This is a genomic window from Chitinophaga sedimenti (assembly GCF_023156195.1).
Lineage (GTDB): Bacteria > Bacteroidota > Bacteroidia > Chitinophagales > Chitinophagaceae > Chitinophaga > Chitinophaga sedimenti.
The window spans coordinates 1,649,913-1,665,944 of sequence record NZ_JAKUKA010000001.1; the positions used below are offsets into that span (position 1 = coordinate 1,649,913).

General features: G+C 52.4%; 11 protein-coding genes. 9 read left to right on the forward strand and 2 right to left on the reverse strand.

Features of this window, described 5'->3' with window-relative positions; translation table 11 throughout:
• Positions 1-102 precede the first annotated feature (102 nt).
• From MKQ70_RS09375 to MKQ70_RS09385, 3 genes are read left to right on the forward strand one after another with little or no spacing between them, the layout of a single operon-like run.
• A complete protein-coding gene (locus tag MKQ70_RS09375) occupies positions 103-636 on the forward strand; it encodes a bifunctional nuclease family protein (protein ID WP_248070166.1) in 534 nt (177 codons plus the stop codon).
• Between the two features lies 1 nt (position 637).
• On the forward strand, positions 638-967 hold the full coding sequence (locus MKQ70_RS09380; protein ID WP_248070168.1) for a 4-(cytidine 5'-diphospho)-2-C-methyl-D-erythritol kinase: 330 nt from the start codon (positions 638-640) through the stop codon (positions 965-967).
• Positions 910-1,350, forward strand: a complete 441-nt coding sequence (locus tag MKQ70_RS09385; protein WP_372490100.1) for a 4-(cytidine 5'-diphospho)-2-C-methyl-D-erythritol kinase — start codon at positions 910-912, stop codon at positions 1,348-1,350. The genes MKQ70_RS09380 and MKQ70_RS09385 overlap by 58 nt, the downstream gene beginning before the upstream one ends.
• 154 nt (positions 1,351-1,504) lie before the next feature.
• Here MKQ70_RS09385 and rplT read toward each other — a convergent pair whose 3' ends face one another.
• The gene (gene rplT, locus MKQ70_RS09390) at positions 1,505-1,852 is read right to left on the reverse strand and encodes a 50S ribosomal protein L20 (RefSeq protein ID WP_248070172.1); all 348 of its coding nucleotides are present in this window, start codon (positions 1,850-1,852) and stop codon (positions 1,505-1,507) included.
• A gap of 38 nt (positions 1,853-1,890) precedes the next feature.
• Positions 1,891-2,088, reverse strand: coding sequence for a 50S ribosomal protein L35 (gene rpmI / locus MKQ70_RS09395; protein ID WP_248070173.1), 198 nt, complete (start codon positions 2,086-2,088; stop codon positions 1,891-1,893).
• 568 nt (positions 2,089-2,656) lie between these two features.
• On the opposite strand from rpmI, the gene MKQ70_RS09400 reads away from it, so the two are divergent.
• From MKQ70_RS09400 to MKQ70_RS09425, 6 genes are all read left to right on the forward strand, one after another.
• Positions 2,657-5,026 carry a hypothetical protein gene (locus tag MKQ70_RS09400; RefSeq protein ID WP_248070175.1) on the forward strand — a complete coding sequence of 790 codons (2,370 nt, stop codon included), beginning with the start codon at positions 2,657-2,659 and terminating at the stop codon, positions 5,024-5,026.
• The gene (locus MKQ70_RS09405; protein WP_248070176.1) at positions 4,999-6,861 is read left to right on the forward strand and encodes a DUF8696 domain-containing protein; all 1,863 of its coding nucleotides are present in this window, start codon (positions 4,999-5,001) and stop codon (positions 6,859-6,861) included. The genes MKQ70_RS09400 and MKQ70_RS09405 overlap by 28 nt, the downstream gene beginning before the upstream one ends.
• A gap of 5 nt (positions 6,862-6,866) precedes the next feature.
• Complete coding sequence (locus MKQ70_RS09410) at positions 6,867-12,086, forward strand: HYR-like domain-containing protein (protein WP_248070178.1); 5,220 nt, start codon at positions 6,867-6,869, stop codon at positions 12,084-12,086.
• A 130-nt stretch (positions 12,087-12,216) separates the two neighbouring features.
• Positions 12,217-13,494, forward strand: a complete 1,278-nt coding sequence (locus tag MKQ70_RS09415; protein ID WP_248070180.1) for an HYR-like domain-containing protein — start codon at positions 12,217-12,219, stop codon at positions 13,492-13,494.
• On the forward strand, positions 13,491-15,605 hold the full coding sequence (locus MKQ70_RS09420; RefSeq protein ID WP_248070182.1) for an HYR-like domain-containing protein: 2,115 nt from the start codon (positions 13,491-13,493) through the stop codon (positions 15,603-15,605). The genes MKQ70_RS09415 and MKQ70_RS09420 overlap by 4 nt, the downstream gene beginning before the upstream one ends.
• 28 nt (positions 15,606-15,633) lie before the next feature.
• Positions 15,634-16,011, forward strand: coding sequence for a hypothetical protein (locus tag MKQ70_RS09425; RefSeq protein ID WP_248070183.1), 378 nt, complete (start codon positions 15,634-15,636; stop codon positions 16,009-16,011).
• The last annotated feature ends 21 nt before the right edge of the window (positions 16,012-16,032 follow it).

The following is a 16,032-nucleotide window of genomic DNA, read 5'->3' on the forward strand; positions in this document are numbered from 1 at the left end:
TGATACTAACCGCAGCGCGCACGTATCTGACAGTATGAGAAAGATAGAATTGGAAATAGTTGCATTATCGCAAGCATTACCCAAACGCATTCGTACGCTGTAGTGTTGGGCGAAGTGAACGGATTGAGGCGCTTACCGATCGTGATTGGTGGTTTTGAAGCGCAGGCCATCGCTGTTGCCCTTGAAAAGATGCAGCCCAGCCGCCCTTTAACTCATGATCTCATGAAGAACTTCATGAATGCATTCTCCGTTGATTTGCATGAGGTTATTATCAGCAACCTGCAGGAAGGTATTTTCTATTCTAAATTAGTTTGCTCGAACAACGACGACACCATCGAAATTGACTCCCGCACATCCGACGCCCCGGCCCTGGCCGTACGTTTCGGTTGTCCGATTTATACTTACGAGAACATTCTTAACAGCGCCGGCATCCTGCTGGACGACCCCGCTGGTAAAAAGGCTACGAAAACTACCACCGGCCCCACTATCTCCGAACATGAAAAAGGCGTGGAAGACGATCTGAAGGCCATGAGCCTGGAAGATCTGAACCAGTTGCTGCAGGACGTACTGGAGCAGGAAGATTACATCCGCGCCATTGCCATCCGCGACGAGATCAATACGCGCAGAAGTAAATAATATGGTCGTTTTTCCGAATTGTAAGATCAACCTGGGATTGCATATCCTGCGTAAGCGGGCGGATGGATTCCACGACACGGAGACTATCTTCTACCCCCTTTCCCTGAGCGACGCACTGGAAATTGTGCAGGCTGACACCCTGCAATTTACCTGTAGCGGTATTTCGGTGCCCGGCAATACAGCGGATAACCTTTGTTTAAAAGCCTATCATCTCCTTAAAAGGAGTTTCCGCAGCTCCCGCCTGTTCACATTCACCTGCACAAGCATATCCCTATTGGCGCCGGTCTTGGCGGCGGTTCGTCTGATGCTGCATTCACCTTATTATTATTGAATCAGAAATTCCAATTAGGGATGGATGAGACGAAGCTGATTGGCTACGCGGCGGAACTGGGAAGCGATTGTGCATTTTTCATAAAGAATAAGGCTTGCCTGGCTACCGGCCGTGGCGAAATCCTTGAAGAAATTGACCTGGACCTGGGCGGCTATAGCTTCCTGTTGGTGCATCCGGGGATTCACGTACACACAGGCAGGGCTTTTGGGAAGATAACACCTTGTGAGCCAACCCATCCGCTGCGTAACCTTGACCTGCATGCTGTGGACGGCTGGAAGAATGTGCTGATAAATGATTTTGAGGCGGTTGTGTTTCCCGAGCACCCGGAAATTGCGGACATCAAAACGAAAATGTACGAGGGGGCGCGGTTTATGCTGCGATGAGTGGAAGCGGTTCCGCGGTGGTAGGGATCTTTCCGAAGCAAAAGCTGCCGGAAACAGTGTGGCCGGCTAACTATAAAATATTTGAACAACAATAGATAAAAAAATAACCGGCTCCTGTTAGAAGCCGGTTACAAGTATTCAGAAAGTTAAGGTATTATCCTTTTACGGAAGCTACCAAAGCTTTAAAGGTTTCTGGTTCGTTCATTGCCAAGTCAGCGAGCACTTTCCTGTTCAGGTCAATATGCTTTTCTGATAATTTATGGATAAACTGAGAGTAAGTGAGACCTTCTGCACGGGAAGCGGCGTTGATACGCGCGATCCACAGCTGGCGGTATTCTCTTTTCTTCAGTTTGCGGCCTACATAGCTATATGTCAGACCTTTCTCCAGAACGTTCTTGGCGACGGTGTATACGTTCTTTCTTTTACCGTAGAAGCCTTTAGCTTGCTTTAAAATTTTCTTTCTTCTTGCTCTTGACGCTACTGCGTTAACTGAACGAGGCATGATTACGACTTTTTAAAAAAGTGATGAATTTGAAAAGATTAGCGGAGAACGAGCATGCGTTTCACCAGGTTCAGGTTAGCATCATGAACCATGCTACCTCCCCTCAGGGAACGTTTTCTCTTGTTGCTTTTTTTAGTGAGCAAATGGCTTTTATAAGCATTTGCACGCTTGATTTTTCCGCTTCCCGTAACCTTGAAGGTTTTTTTCGCACGGGAGTGAGTTTTTACTTTCGGCATCTTACGTCAAATTTGGTCTGCAAAGGTAGGGAAATAATTAAGACTTTCATGACACAAAACAAAATATTTATTAACGTGCTCAACTGTGAATAATTTTTTTGTATCTTTTTAGCAGAATTAAGGAATTGGAAATCAGAGAATAGATGGTTTATAAACCTAATATTTGTAGTTTTTTGTCAGTTTGAGAGAAAAAATGCATTTTTGTATATCATATATTGTTATTAATTTTAATTTCAGATACACTGAATACCGATTCTTGATAAACCGATTACCGAACTTTGTAGGGAAAATAATTTATTAGCACCGAATACCGAACATTCTTAGATAAACCGAACAGAAAAAACCGAAGACCGAATCTGTGAGATAGATATTAAATACCGAACATCGAATATTTATATATATCCTAGATTACCGAACCGAATAAGACCGAAGACCTATGAAAACATTCTACACGACTGAAGTGTCAGCTGACAGGGCTGAATTTTCTCACGCATACAGCGGCTATGGCCAATGGGCGCTTTGCGGTTAACCGCAGAGGGTATCATTCTATTCACCTAACTGTTAGCACATGAGAAAATTTTTACTCCTATTGACCCTGCTTGCGTGCACCTTTTTGGGAGCGTCGGCGCAAAACAACGCGAGACTTACCGCGCCGCGAGATGTGTGTAAGAAGAATTTCGTGACGATGCATGCTTATCATAGCAACAACGCCTCGATCAATCGCGTTGAATGGTATATTACGCCTGTTGGCATGCCTACATTTACTATTACCACCAGCTCTACAGTTGGTGTAAATGGTTTACGGGCAATCCTCACCAGCGGGCGGTCCATTACCATAGATATGTTGCAGGACGTGGCTTACTATACCATTACAGCAAGAATCTTCAGGGACGCCACTACCACAAACTATACAAATACGGACCCCGTTCGTATTAATCTGTATGATTGTGAAATCACAGAATGTAAAGGCAGTTTCCAGTCTTCGTCGAACTTCAAAGAAACGTTCGGAACATTTACGGCTGGTGAAGGGCGACGTTGTATTGTGAACCCTCCTGCCCCGGCGCCCCAGATCATCAACTACAACTGTAACACAACATCGCCGCTCACGGATAACGACTACAACATCTACTGGAATACTAATGATGGCGGACGAACCGAATGGGCTTCCTCTACTGACCACACCGGCGATACCCGGGGTGGCATGTTGATTTGTAACTCGTCTTATGATGCCCGGCGTTTTTACCGCAAAGAAATAACAGGCTTGTGTCCCGGTGCAGTATATAACTTTACCGCCTGGTTCCAGAACCTTGATGGAAAGGGTGTATTGGAAAGCACTTGTCGTAATGATTATATTTATACTGGTGTAACATTTAATGTATACACCACTACCAACCTTACCACACCGATCGCCACGTTTAACACGTACGCAGTATCCGCGAACCTGGAGAACGACGCCTCCAAAAAATGGGTGAAATTCGGTGGCAGTATCCGCCTGGCTCCTGGCCAGGAAAGCCTGGTACTTACCATCGATAATAACTTCCCCGGTGGTTGTGGTAACGATATCGCGATTGACGATATCTCTTTTGAGTATTGTGCACCTAAAATTTTCTCATATATTGATGGTCTGAAGAGCGACAGAGATGCAATTTGTCAGGGCGCTCCTATCCGACTCACTTCCGAGATCGATCCGATTAACTACTTCCAGGACCCGCTGTACCAATGGCAACGCCAGAATGTGGCGACCAGTGTTTGGTCTCCGGTATCCGGCCCGGGATATACCGGCGAAAACACACCTACATTAAATATTGCCGCCGGCGTGCTCACCACGGTGGGCATTGAACGTTACAGGCTGATGATATATGAACGCGGTAACGAAAACGCCGCGAACTGTTATACGCCAGGTAACCAGGTAGAGCTAACGATCCTGGAAAAGCCCGTCATATCGTTTACGGCCCCCTTTATATGTTTGGGGCAAAAAACAACGCTACAGGTAAATCCGGGTACATACGATATCTATAATTTTACAGGACCCAACCTTATTGCGTTGGGCGGCCCCAATTATAACAGGATCGACGCCCAGCCCACCACTACTTCAGATTATATAGTGGAAGCGGTGGCTAACTATGGCAATGGTAAAACCTGTTCGTCGTACGATACGGCCACCCTGCGAGTCGATACGATGCCAAGGTTGAACCTTGGACCGGATACGGCCATTTGTGTGGGCAATACGATTACGCTGGACATGGGCTCCAGTAATGCGGCGTTTGATATGCGCTGGACCGGGGGCTCCATCGGCACCGTATTAGGACAATACCTGACGCTTACACCCACCGTGGCAGGTAATACAACGTACACGGCGGCGGTAAAAAACAACGCTTGTAACATCACTGACAACATTGTAGTAACAGCCATGAATCCGCCTACGGCGAAAATCTCGACTGCTTCACAATCGTTATGTGGCGCTACAGAATTAGCGATCGCTGCCAATAACCCGCCGACTAACCAACGTGGCACATGGTCATTTGTAGGTGATCCTCACGGCGCTACGTTCCTCAACGCCAATTCGTACAGCACAAGAGTGCAGAATCTGCCGGTGGGCGAAACCATCACAGTGCGCTGGACGGTAGGTTATACTGCTATTAGTGGTTGTGTGTCTTACGACCAGATCACTATCCGCAATGTAGCGCCTCCGAAAGCTGCCAACGCCGGACCTTCACAAACGGTATGCGGCATTAATACTATTACCCTGGCTGGCAATGCGCCTTCACCGAATGAATATGGTACCTGGTCCTCTTCGACAGCCGGCGTGACGTTCAGCAACGTAAATGATCCGAACGCAACGATGACCTACAGCGGTTCGTTGCCAGGACGGGCATTTCTGTTACCCGGAGATTGCGCGATACAGCCAACGTGTGTACCGCTACAACGGCAAGCGTAACGCATAATCTGCTGGCGGCTCCCAGCCTTACAGTAATTGCGGCGCGGGACACTTGTTCCACTACAGGTTTATTCCGCCTGCAGGTATCAGTAAGCGGCGCACCCGACCGTTACTCGATCACGGCCACGGGTGCTAACCCGATGCCCGGATTCGCGGACATCGTGGACCAGGTATTGGCTAACGGCACTACGCAGCTGCTCGTACCTTTTCCAAATACAGTTGATTCCGGTACCTACACCTTCCAGATGTCTGTAAGACATTCTGCAGGTTCAAATACTTCACCTTCTGTATGTACCTCTACCCAGAACTTTACCGTTCGGATCCTGAAACCTTCGCAGCTCGATTCTATCAGCCCATCGATGACTACGATCTGTAACGGCTCCAGTGCTACACTGATTGCCTACGGTTATAAATCACCGGGCGCAGTATGGAGATGGTACCGTTCTTCCTGTGGTGGTACGCTGGTAGCGACGGGTGACACAATTACAGTGGCGCCAACTGCTACGACTACCTATTATGTAAGAGCGGAAGCGGGTACCGCTTGTCCGGCCACTACATGTTTGACTGTTACAGTAAACGTGGATCCCATGCCGCTCAAGCCGTATGCTGGCGCGGACCAGGCGTTGTGTAACGCAACTGTGTTCACCACTGCAGCTACTTATACCAGCAGTGCGACTGCAGGTATCTGGTCACAGCCGGCTGGTGGTACTGCGGTGTTCACAAATCCGAATATTAATATTACTACAGTCACAGGCATTGCGCCGGGCACCTCTGCTACACTCATCTGGAGCGTAGTACGCGGCGCTTGTACCTCCCCTGCCGATACGGTTATCTTTACCAACCTTGCTCCAATCGCCAACAATACGATCGGCCCGAACCAGGTAATTTGTCTTGGCTCCCCTGCTGCCGCCATTGGCATGCCTGCCGGTTCGCCAACAGGTGGCAATGGTACCTATACCTACCAATGGTATTCTTCTCCAAATGGAGTGACCAGCTTTACCTTGATTTCGTCTGCGACCGGTGCGACCTACAATCCGGGTTCGATTACTACGACAACCTACTACCGTCGTGTGGTAACTTCTGGTTGTACAAGCACGAGCAACGTGGTACAGATCAAAGTAGCGAGAAACGCCCCGGTTGTGGCCAGCACGCCACCTGCGGTAACCGTTAACTGTGTGACTGGTACTGACTATACGACCAATTTTGGCACGCCAACCTTTACACATGCAGATAATATTCCGGTAACTGTCACCTATAGCGATGCTACTACCACCGCTGGTTGTAACAGCGTGATCACCCGTACCTGGAGAGCGACCGATTCCTGCGGAAGATATGTTGAAACTTCCCAGGCGGTAAATATCCAGGATACCACCAAACCTGTATTTAATGGCAGCAGACCTGCTGATGCGACCGTAGATTGTGACGCTATTCCTTTGCAGCCGGACATGACCGCTACTGATAACTGTAGTGTGGCTACCGTTACGAAGCACGAACGGACGCAGGCAATTGCCGGATCTGCCTGCGCATCTAACTACCAGATCATCCGTACCTGGATTGCAGCAGACGCCTGCGGCAACAGGGATTCTGTAGTACAGACCATCACTGTACAGGATACTACCAGGCCGACCTTTACGACTCCTGCTCCGGCAGATACGACCGTACAATGCAGCGCCATTCCTGCACAGCCTGACCTGACGGCAAGCGACAATTGTACACCTGCGGCCGGCATTGTGATTACTAAGAGAGAGCGGATTGAGCCTGCAACCGGCTCAACCTGCGCTAATAATTACACACTGGTGCGTACTGGATCGCACGTGACCTTTGCGGTAACGTAGATTCAGTGGTGCAGCGTCTCCATGTAATCGATACTACCCGACCTGTGTTTACCACTGCTGCTCCGGCCAACGTCATTGTAAACTGTGACGCCATTCCAACGCAGCCTGTTCTGACCGCAACCGACAACTGTAGCGCGCCGGCTAATATAACCGTGGTGGCTACCCAGCGCCGCGAAGAAGTAGCCGGTGGTTGTGCAAACACCTACCGCTTAGTGCGTGTGTGGACTGCAACCGACGAATGTGGTAATATTGATTCCGTTCGCCAGATCATCACTGTTCAGGATACTACCCTTCCTGTATTTACCACTGCTGCCCCAGCCGACGTTACCCTGAACTGTGACGTTCCCCTGCCAGCACAGCCTACACTGACCGCTACCGATAACTGTAGCGCGCCTGCGAATATCACTGTTGTAGCAACACAGCGCCGCGAAGACATCGCCGGTGCCTGCGCGAACAACTACCGCATCATCCGCGTATGGACTGCGACAGACGAATGTGGCAACACCGACTCTGTACGCCAGATCATCACCGTACAGGATACTACCCGTCCTGTGTTTACCACTGCTGCTCCTGCCGACGTTACTATGAACTGTGACGTTCCGCTGCCAGCTCAACCGACGCTGACCGCTACGGATAACTGTAGCACACCTGCCAACGTAACAGTTGTAGCAACGCAGCGTCGCGAAGACATCGCCGGTGCATGCGCTAACAACTACCGCATCATCCGTGTATGGACTGCGACCGACGAATGTGGCAACACCGACTCCGTACGCCAGATCATCACCGTACAGGATACTACCCGTCCGGTGTTCACTACCGCTGCTCCGGCTAACATCACTGTTGATTGTGATGCTGTTCTGCCCACTCAGCCGACGCTGACCGCTACTGACAATTGTAGCGTGCCTGCAAACGTGACTGTTGTTGCAACACAGCGTCGTGAAGATATCGTCGGTGCATGCGCTAATAACTATCGCATCATCCGCACCTGGATCGCGACCGACGAATGTGGCAACACTGACTCCGTACGCCAGATCATCACCGTGCAGGATACTACCCGTCCGGTGTTTACGACAGCCGCTCCGGCTAACGTTACCATGAACTGTGACGTTCCGCTGCCAGCTCAACCAACACTGACCGCTACCGATAACTGTAGCGCACCAGCCAACTTAACCGTGGTAGCAACACAGCGTCGTGAAGACATCGCTGGTGCTTGCGTAAACAACTACCGTATCATCCGCACCTGGATCGCGACCGACGAATGTGGCAACACCGACTCTGTACGCCAGATCATCACCGTGCAGGATACTACCCGTCCTACCTTTACCACCGCTGCTCCCGCAAACATCACTGTCAATTGTGATGCCGTGCTGCCTGCTCAGCCGACGTTGACCGCTACAGATAACTGTAGTGCACCTGCCAACGTAACGGTTGTAGCCACACAGCGTCGCGAGGACATTGCTGGTGCATGTGCCAATAACTACCTGATCATCCGCACCTGGATCGCCACCGACGAATGTGGTAATATGGACTCCGTGAGCCAGATCATCACCGTGCAGGATACTACCCGCCCTGTGTTTACCACTGCTGCTCCGGCTGACGTTACTATGAATTGTGACGTTCCCCTGCCAGCTCAACCAACGTTGACCGCTACCGACAATTGTAGCGCGCCTGCTAACGTAACAGTTGTAGCAACACAGCGCCGCGAAGACATCGCCGGTGCCTGCGCGAACAACTACCGTATCATCCGCGTATGGACTGCGACCGACGAATGTGGCAACATTGACTCTGTGCGGCAGATCATCACCGTACAGGACACTACCCGTCCGGTATTCACTACCGCTGCTCCGGCCAACGTTACTATGAACTGTGACGTTCCGCTGCCAGCGCAACCGACGCTGACCGCTACCGACAACTGCAGTGCACCTGCCAACGTAACAGTTGTAGCAACGCAGCGTCGCGAAGACATCGCCGGTGCCTGCGCTAACAACTACCGCATCATTCGTGTATGGACTGCGACCGACGAATGTGGCAACACCGACTCAGTACGCCAGATCATCACCGTGCAGGATACTACCCGTCCGGTGTTCACGACTGCTGCTCCGGTTAACATCACTGTCGATTGTGATGCTGTTCTGCCCACTCAGCCGACGCTGACCGCTACTGACAATTGTAGCGTGCCTGCAAACGTGACTGTTGTAGCCACACAGCGTCGTGAAGATATCGCCGGTGCATGCGCTAATAACTATCGCATCATCCGCACTTGGATCGCCACTGACGAATGTGGCAACACTGACTCCGTACGCCAGATCATCACTGTGCAGGATACTACCCGTCCGGTGTTTACGATAGCTGCTCCAGCTAACGTTACCATGAACTGTGACGTTCCGCTGCCAGCGCAACCAACATTGACCGCAACGGATAACTGTAGCGCACCTGCCAACGTAACCGTGGTAGCAACACAGCGTCGTGAGGATATACACGGTGCTTGTGTAAACAATTACCTGATCATCCGTACCTGGATCGCGACCGACGAATGTGGTAACACAGATTCTGTTCGCCAGATCATCACAGTGCAGGATACTACCCGTCCGGTGTTCACCACTACAGCCCCGGCCAACGTTACTATGAACTGTGACGTTCCGTTGCCAACACAGCCAACGCTCACCGCTACCGATAACTGTAGCGCGCCTGCCAACGTAACGGTTGTAGCTACACAACGTCGTGAGGACATTGCTGGTGCTTGTGTAAACAACTACCTGATCATCCGCACCTGGATCGCCACCGACGAATGTGGTAATATGGACTCAGTGAGCCAGGTCATCACCGTGCAGGATACTACCCGCCCTGTGTTTACCACTGCTGCTCCGGCTGACGTTACTATGAACTGTGACGTTCCGCTGCCTGCACAACCGACGCTGACCGCTACCGACAACTGTAGCGCGCCTGCTAACGTAACAGTTTTAGCAACACAGCGCCGCGAAGACATTGCCGGTGCATGCGCGAACAACTACCGTATCATCCGCGTATGGACTGCGACAGACGAATGTGGCAACACAGACTCTGTACGCCAGATCATCACCGTACAGGACACTACCCGTCCGGTATTCACTACCGCTGCTCCGGCCGACGTTACTATGAACTGTGACGTTCCGCTGCCAGCGCAACCGACGCTGACCGCTACCGACAACTGCAGTGCACCTGCCAACGTAACAGTTGTAGCAACGCAGCGTCGCGAAGACATCGCCGGTGCATGCGCTAATAACTACCGCATCATCCGTGTATGGACTGCGACCGACGAATGTGGCAACACCGACTCTGTGCGCCAGATCATCACGGTGCAGGATACTACCCGTCCGGTGTTCACGACTGCTGCTCCGGCTAACATCACTGTCGATTGTGATGCTGTTCTGCCCACTCAGCCGACGCTGACCGCTACTGACAATTGTAGCGTGCCTGCAAACGTGACTGTTGTTGCAACACAACGTCGCGAAGATATCGCCGGTGCATGCGCTAATAACTATCGCATCATCCGCACCTGGATCGCGACCGACGAATGTGGCAACACAGACTCTGTTCGCCAGATCATCACCGTTCAGGATACTACCCGTCCGGTGTTTACGACAGCTGCTCCGGCTAACGTTACCATGAACTGTGACGTTCCGCTGCCAGCTCAACCAACACTGACCGCTACCGATAACTGTAGCGCACCTGCCAACGTAACCGTGGTAGCAACTCAGCGTCGTGAGGATATACCTGGTGCTTGCGTAAACAACTACCGTATCATCCGCACCTGGATAGCGGCCGACGAATGTGGCAACACCGACTCTGTACGCCAGATCATCACCGTGCAGGATACTACCCGTCCGACCTTTACCACTTCTGCGCCTGCAAACATCACCGTGAATTGTGACGCTGTGCTGCCAACACAGCCAACGCTCACCGCTACAGATAACTGTAGTGCACCTGCCAACGTAACGGTTGTAGCCACACAACGTCGTGAGGACATTGCTGGTGCTTGTGTAAACAACTACCTGATCATCCGCACCTGGATCGCCACCGACGAATGTGGTAATATGGACTCTGTGAGCCAGGTCATCACCGTGCAGGATACTACCCGCCCTGTGTTTACCACTGCTGCTCCGGCTGACGTTACTATGAACTGTGACGTTCCGCTGCCAGCTCAACCAACACTGACCGCAACCGACAACTGTAGCGCGCCTGCCAACGTAACCGTAGTAGCAACACAGCGCCGCGAAGACATCGCCGGTGCCTGCGCAAACAACTACCGCATCATCCGCGTATGGACTGCGACAGACGAATGTGGCAACACAGACTCTGTGCGCCAGATCATCACCGTGCAGGATACTACCGGTCCGGTGTTCACGACCGCTGCTCCGGCCGACGTTACTATGAACTGTGACGTTCCACTGCCAGCACAACCAACATTGACCGCTACCGACAACTGCAGTGCGCCTGCCAACGTTACCGTTGTAGCAACACAACGCCGTGAAGACATCGCCGGTGCATGCGCAAACAACTACCGCATCATCCGCGTATGGACTGCGACAGACGAATGTGGCAATACCGACTCTGTACGCCAGATTATCACGGTACAGGACACTACCCGTCCGGTGTTCACTACCGCTGCTCCAGCTAACGTTACCATGAACTGTGACGTTCCGCTGCCAGCACAGCCGACGCTGACCGCTACCGACAACTGTAGCGCACCTGCTAACGTATCGGTTGTAGCAACACAACGTCGCGAAGACATCTCCGGTGCATGCGCTAATAACTACCGCATCATCCGCACCTGGATCGCCACAGATGAATGTGGTAATATGGACTCAGTGTACCAGATCATTACGGTACAGGATACTACCCGTCCGGTGTTCACTACCACCGCTCCGGCTGATATCACAGTAGATTGTGACGCAGTACTGCCGACTCAACCGACGCTGACCGCTACCGATAACTGTAGCGCACCAGCCAACGTAACCGTGGTAGCAACACAGCGTCGTGAAGACATCGCTGGTGCTTGCGTAAACAACTACCGTATCATCCGCACCTGGATCGCGACCGACGAATGTGGTAACACAGATTCTGTACGCCAGATTATCACCGTTCAGGATACTACCCGTCCGGTGTTCACTACCACCGCTCCGGCTGATATCACTGTAGACTGTGACGCAGTACTGCCGACTCAACCGACGCTGAGCTACCGATAACTGTAGCGCGCCTGCCAACGTAACGGTTGTAGCCACACAGCGTCGCGAGGATATTGCTGGTGCATGTGCCAATAACTACCTGATCATCCGCACCTGGATCGCCACCGACGAATGTGGTAATATGGACTCTGTGAGCCAGGTCATCACCGTGCAGGATACTACCCGCCCTGTGTTTACCACTGCTGCTCCGGCTGACGTTACTATGAATTGTGACGTTCCGCTGCCAGCTCAACCAACGCTGACCGCAACCGACAACTGTAGCGCGCCTGCTAACGTAACAGTTGTAGCAACACAGCGCCGCGAAGACATCGCCGGTGCATGCGCAAACAACTACCGCATCATCCGTGTATGGACTGCGACAGACGAATGTGGCAACACAGACTCTGTACGCCAGATCATCACCGTACAGGACACTACCCGTCCGGTGTTCACTACCACTGCTCCGGCCGACGTTACTATGAACTGTGACGTTCCGCTGCCAGCACAACCGACGCTGACCGCTACCGACAACTGTAGCGCACCTTCCAACGTAACAGTTGTATCAACACAACGCCGCGAAGACATCGCCGGTGCATGCGCTAATAACTACCGCATCATCCGTGTATGGACTGCGACAGACGAATGTGGCAATACCGACTCTGTACGCCAGATTATCACGGTACAGGACACTACCCGTCCGGTGTTCACTACCGCTGCTCCAGCTAACGTTACCATGAACTGTGACGTTCCGCTGCCAACACAGCCGACGCTGACCGCTACCGACAACTGTAGCGCACCTGCTAACGTATCGGTTGTAGCAACACAACGTCGCGAAGACATCTCCGGTGCATGCGCTAATAACTACCGCATCATCCGCACCTGGATCGCCACAGATGAATGTGGTAATATGGACTCAGTGTACCAGATCATTACGGTACAGGATACTACCCGTCCGGTGTTCACTACCACCGCTCCGGCTGATATCACAGTAGACTGTGACGCAGTACTGCCAACTCAACCAACGCTGACCGCTACCGATAACTGTAGCGTACCTGTCAACGTAACCGTGGTAGCAACACAGCGTCGTGAAGACATCGCTGGTGCTTGCGTAAACAACTACCTGATCATCCGTACCTGGATCGCGACCGACGAATGTGGCAACACCGACTCTGTACGCCAGATCATCACCGTGCAGGATACTACCCGTCCGACCTTTACCACCGCTGCTCCCGCAAACATCACTGTCAATTGTGATGCCGTGCTGCCTGCTCAGCCGACGTTGACCGCTACAGATAACTGTAGTGCACCTGCCAACGTAACGGTTGTAGCCACACAGCGTCGCGAGGACATTGCTGGTGCATGTGCCAATAACTACCTGATCATCCGCACTGGATCGCCACCGACGAATGTGGTAATATGGACTCCGTGAGCCAGATCATCACCGTGCAGGATACTACCCGCCCTGTGTTTACCACTGCTGCTCCGGCTGACGTTACTATGAATTGTGACGTTCCCCTGCCAGCTCAACCAACGTTGACCGCTACCGACAATTGTAGCGCGCCTGCTAACGTAACAGTTGTAGCAACACAGCGCCGCGAAGACATCGCCGGTGCCTGCGCGAACAACTACCGCATCATCCGCGTATGGACTGCGACAGACGAATGTGGCAACACCGACTCTGTGCGGCAGATCATCACCGTACAGGACACTACCCGTCCGGTATTCACTACCGCTGCTCCGGCCAACGTTACTATGAACTGTGACGTTCCGCTGCCAGCGCAACCGACGCTGACCGCTACCGACAACTGCAGTGCACCTGCCAACGTAACAGTTGTAGCAACGCAGCGTCGCGAAGACATCGCCGGTGCATGCGCTAACAACTACCGCATCATCCGTGTATGGACTGCGACCGACGAATGTGGCAACACCGACTCAGTACGCCAGATCATCACCGTACAGGATACTACCCGTCCGGTGTTCACTACCGCTGCTCCGGCTAACATCACTGTCGATTGTGATGCTGTTCTGCCCACTCAGCCGACGCTGACCGCTACTGACAATTGTAGCGTGCCTGCAAACGTGACTGTTGTTGCAACACAGCGTCGTGAAGACATCGCCGGTGCATGCGCTAATAACTACCGCATCATCCGTACCTGGATCGCCACCGACGAATGTGGTAATACGGACTCAGTGAGCCAGATCATCACCGTACAAGACACTACCCGCCCGGTGTTCACAACCGCCGCTCCGGCTGATATCACCGTAGACTGTGACGCAGTACTGCCGACTCAACCGACGCTGACCGCAACGGATAACTGTAGCGCACCTGCCAACGTAACCGTGGTAGCAACACAGCGTCGTGAAGACATCGCTGGTGCTTGCGTAAACAACTACCGTATCATCCGCACCTGGATCGCGACCGACGAATGTGGTAACACAGATTCTGTACGCCAGATCATCACCGTTCAGGATACTACCCGTCCGGTGTTCACCACTACAGCCCCGGCCAACGTTACTATGAACTGTGACGTTCCGTTGCCAACACAGCCAACGCTCACCGCTACCGATAACTGTAGCGCGCCTGCCAACGTAACGGTTGTAGCCACACAGCGTCGCGAGGACATTGCTGGCGCTTGTGTAAACAACTACCTGATCATCCGCACCTGGATCGCCACCGACCAATGTGGTAATATGGACTCAGTGAGCCAGATCATCACCGTGCAGGATACTACCCGCCCTGTGTTTACCACTGCTGCTCCGGCTGACGTTACTATGAACTGTGACGTTCCGCTGCCAGCACAACCAACGCTGACCGCTACCGATAACTGTAGCGCGCCCGCCAACGTAACCGTAGTAGCAACACAGCGCCGTGAAGACATCGCCGGTGCCTGCGCAAACAACTACCGCATCATCCGTGTATGGACTGCGACAGACGAATGTGGCAACACAGACTCTGTACGCCAGATCATCACCGTACAGGACACTACCCGTCCGGTGTTCACTACCGCTGCTCCGGCCGACGTTACTATGAACTGTGACGTTCCGCTGCCAGCACAACCGACGCTGACCGCTACGGATAACTGTAGCACACCTGCCAACGTTACCGTAGTAGCGACCCAACGCCGTGAGGATATTGCCGGTGCCTGCGCGAACAACTACCGCATCATCCGTGTATGGACTGCGACCGACGAATGTGGCAACACAGACTCTGTACGCCAGATCATCACGGTACAGGATACTACCCGTCCGGTGTTCACGACTGCTGCTCCGGCTAACATCACTGTCGATTGTGATGCTGTTCTGCCCACTCAGCCGACGCTGACCGCTACTGACAATTGTAGCGTGCCTGCAAACGTGACTGTTGTAGCCACACAGCGTCGTGAAGATATCGCCGGGGCATGCGCTAATAACTATCGCATCATCCGCACCTGGATCGCCACTGACGAATGTGGCAACACTGACTCCGTACGCCAGATCATCACTGTGCAGGATACTACCCGTCCAGTGTTCCACTGCCGCTCCGGCCGACATCACAGTTAATTGTGACGCAACGCTGCCTGTACAACCAATGCTGACTGCTACCGACAATTGTAGCGCACCGGCCAACCTGGTTGTAACAACCAGCGAACGCCGCGAAAACATAGCTGGCGCCTGCGCGAACAACTACCGTATCATCCGTATATGGACCGTAACAGACGAATGCGGCAACATGGATTCTGTACGCCAGATCATCACCGTACAGGATACCACCAGGCCAACATTCAATATGCCGGCACCGGCGAACATGACCGTGGATTGCGATAAGGTGCCTGTACAGGAAGATCTGACCGCTACCGACAACTGCGCCGGAAACGTAGTTGTTGTGAAAGACCAGCGTATCACACCGATCCCCTGGCCGTTGCGAAAACAACTACCTGATCGTACGCACCTGGACCGCGATCGATGAATGTAATAATACCACGACGAT